We start from the raw sequence: 2765 nt of genomic DNA, 5'->3' as shown, positions 1-2765 counted from the left end.
TCCGGAGAGTCTTCCGGAAGCGGTGGCCATTCTGCGCGGCCTGATCGAGAGGATTGTGATGATCCCTCAGCCGGACCAACCTGGCGTAAGCGGCAAGGGAACCCCGTGGCTTAGCGTCGTGGTTGGTCTGGGATATGCTGGTTGCGTTGCTCTGACGCCGAGGTTCCATGCCTACGACTAGTTCTACGCCTATGCCTACAACTGGTAGCTTACAGTTGGTGGAGGCCGTGATTGAACGTTTTGATGGTGCGCCGGTAGGTGAGCGCCGTCGGTGGTCGGATGAGTTCAAGGCGCAAGCGGTCGCAGCGGCGCTGGAGCCGGGTGTGAACGTTTCGGCGCTGGCACGACGCTTGGGGATTTCGCCGCCGCAGCTGTTCGGCTGGCGCAAGGCCTTCCTCAAGAAGCAGGAAGCAGACATCATGGCAGGCACGCCGACACCGATGCCAACACCGATGGTAGAGATTGTGGTGGGTGAGGTGACGATCCGCGTCGGCCCGGACGTCAGCGAGGCCGCGCTGCGCCGGATCCTGCGTGCGGTGCGCTCGCCATGATGCCGTCGGGCGTGAAGGTCTATCTGGCCAGCCAGCCTGTGGACTTCCGGAAGGGGCCGGACAGCCTGCTGTCGCTGGTGCGCGATGCCGGCAGTGACCCGTTCAGCGGCGCGCTTTACGTATTCCGGGCAAAGCGCGCTGACCGGGTCAAGATCGTCTGGTGGGATGGCAGCGGCGTGTGCCTGTTTGCGAAGCGGCTGGAGAAATCCGCGTTCTGCTGGCCGCGGATCGGGCCTGTCCGGGTGCAGATCAACCACGCCCAGCTGATGGCATTGCTCGATGGGCTGGACTGGAAACGGGTGCGGCCTATGGCGGTGAAAGCGCCTGTATTTGCTGGCTAATCAGCCAGCGGCAAAGTGAATCACCCCGGCCAGGAAGGTCGATCAGCCGAGGCATGCCCAAGCGGGATATGGTATCCTTTGTGGCATGCGCACCGATGACCTTTCCCTGCCTGATGACATGGACCTTCTCAAGGCCATGGTCCGAGCCATGGCGGAGAAGACGTCCGTGCTGGAGGAAGAGAATGCGGCGCTGAAGGCGCGCAGCCTCGATGCCGACGCGCGGATCACGCGGTTGATGCAGATCCTGAAGGCCTATGATCGGGCCCGGTTCGGGCGTCGCTCCGAGAAACTGGGCGCTGCGGGCCACGGTGCCGACGAGGAGGCGCAGCAATCCTTCGTCTTCGAGGAAATCGAGACCGGGATCTCCGCCCTGCGGGCGCAGACGGGCCAAGGACGGGGCACGGGCGAGACACGGACTCCGCGACCGCGCAAGGGCTTCCCGCCCCATCTGGAGCGGATCGAAGTGGTGATCGAGCCCGAGGATCTGCCAGAACACGCAGGCAAGCAGAAGGTGCTGATCGGCGAAGACATCTCGGAGCGGCTGGACGTCATCCCGGCGAAGTTCCGTGTCATCGTGACCCGCCGCCCGAAATACGCGTTCAAGGGCTGGGACGGTGTCATCCAGGCGCTTGCGCCGGCCCACATCATCGAAAGCGGCCTGCCGACTGAGGCGCTGCTGGCCCAGATCGCGGTCTCCAAATATGCCGATGGTCTGCCGCTGTTCCGGCAGGAAGGGATCTATGCCCGCGACGGGGTGGAGATCGACCGGCGGCTGATGGCGCAATGGATGGGCCGGGTCGGCTTCGAGCTGGAGATTCTCGCGGCGCATGTGATGGGCGAGATCCTGAAGGGCCTACGCATCTTCGCCGATGAAACCAGCCTTCCGACCTTGGCGCCTGGCACCGGCGCCGTGAAAAAGGCCTGGCTCTGGGCCTATGCCCGTGACGACAGCACCTTCGGAGGCAGCGGGCCGCCCATGGTGGCCTATCGCTTCGAGGACAGCCGATCCGGAGAGTGCGTTCGCCGACATCTCGGCGGCTATGGCGGCATTCTGCAGGTGGACGGCTATGCCGCTTACAATCAGCTCGTCCGCAAGGACGGGGGCAATGATGGCCCACGCCTCGCCGGATGCTGGGCTCATAGTCGACGGCGCTTCTATGAACTCCATGCCGCCGGGGACAGTCAGGTCGCCACCACCACGGTCGAGCGCATGGCCGAACTCTGGAAGCTCGAGGCTGAGGTGCGCGGCCAAAGCCCCGAGGCGCGCGCGGCGGCGCGGCAGACCACCTCCGCTTCCATCGTTGCCGAACTGTTTGCCCTCTGGCAGCAGACCCTGCCGCGCATCTCGGGCAAGTCGAAGCTGGCCGAGGCCCTGCGCTATGCCATCGCCCGACGCGAGATCTTCGAGCGCTTCCTCACCGACGGCCTGATCGAACTCGACTCCAACATCGTCGAGCGTGCCATCAGGCCACAGACCATCACCCGCAAGAACAGCCTCTTCGCCGGATCGGACGGCGGTGGCCGGACATGGGCCACCATCGCCACCCTCCTGCAGACCTGCAAGATGAACAACGTCGACCCCACAGCCTGGCTGACCCAGACCCTCGAACGCATCGCCAACCAATGGCCAAGCGCCAAAATCGACGCACTCATGCCCTGGAACTACAGCCCCTGAACGGTCTCGGCTTGCCGCTTACAACCTGGCGGGCATTTGATTGAGATTTTTGGGGAGCTTCGGTCGATTTTATCGTTTTGCGACGGGGGCTTGGGGGATCCTGCGCCGGGAAAGCAAAAAGCCCCGCGGTTCGGCGGGGCGTAAGGCATTGATCTAGCTAGATGATTTTGGTTGCGGGGGCAGGATTTGAACCTGCGG

Annotated in this window: 4 protein-coding genes; all 4 read left to right on the top strand. The window is 64.0% G+C overall.

Annotation, left to right across the window (positions count from 1 at the left end; all coding sequences use genetic code 11):
* Positions 1-181, top strand: a 181-nt coding sequence (locus FBT96_RS21100) for a hypothetical protein (protein WP_212635416.1), incomplete at its 5' end; no start/stop codon positions are given.
* A gap of 46 nt (positions 182-227) precedes the next feature.
* The gene (locus tag FBT96_RS19455) at positions 228-551 is read left to right on the top strand and encodes a transposase (RefSeq protein WP_169583641.1); all 324 of its coding nucleotides are present in this window, start codon (positions 228-230) and stop codon (positions 549-551) included.
* Between the two features lie 11 nt (positions 552-562).
* Positions 563-892 (top strand): IS66 family insertion sequence element accessory protein TnpB, encoded by a 330-nt coding sequence (tnpB, locus tag FBT96_RS19450; RefSeq protein ID WP_212635415.1) that lies wholly within the window; start codon positions 563-565, stop codon positions 890-892.
* A gap of 85 nt (positions 893-977) precedes the next feature.
* Positions 978-2567, top strand: coding sequence for an IS66 family transposase (gene tnpC / locus FBT96_RS19445; protein WP_136909584.1), 1590 nt, complete (start codon positions 978-980; stop codon positions 2565-2567).
* Positions 2568-2765: the final 198 nt, after the last annotated feature.

This window comes from Rhodobacter capsulatus (assembly GCF_005144475.1).
Taxonomy (GTDB): Bacteria; Pseudomonadota; Alphaproteobacteria; order Rhodobacterales; family Rhodobacteraceae; genus Rhodobacter; species Rhodobacter capsulatus_C.
Note: the sequence above shows the minus strand (reverse complement) of the source record. Positions and strands in the feature narration are given on the sequence as shown.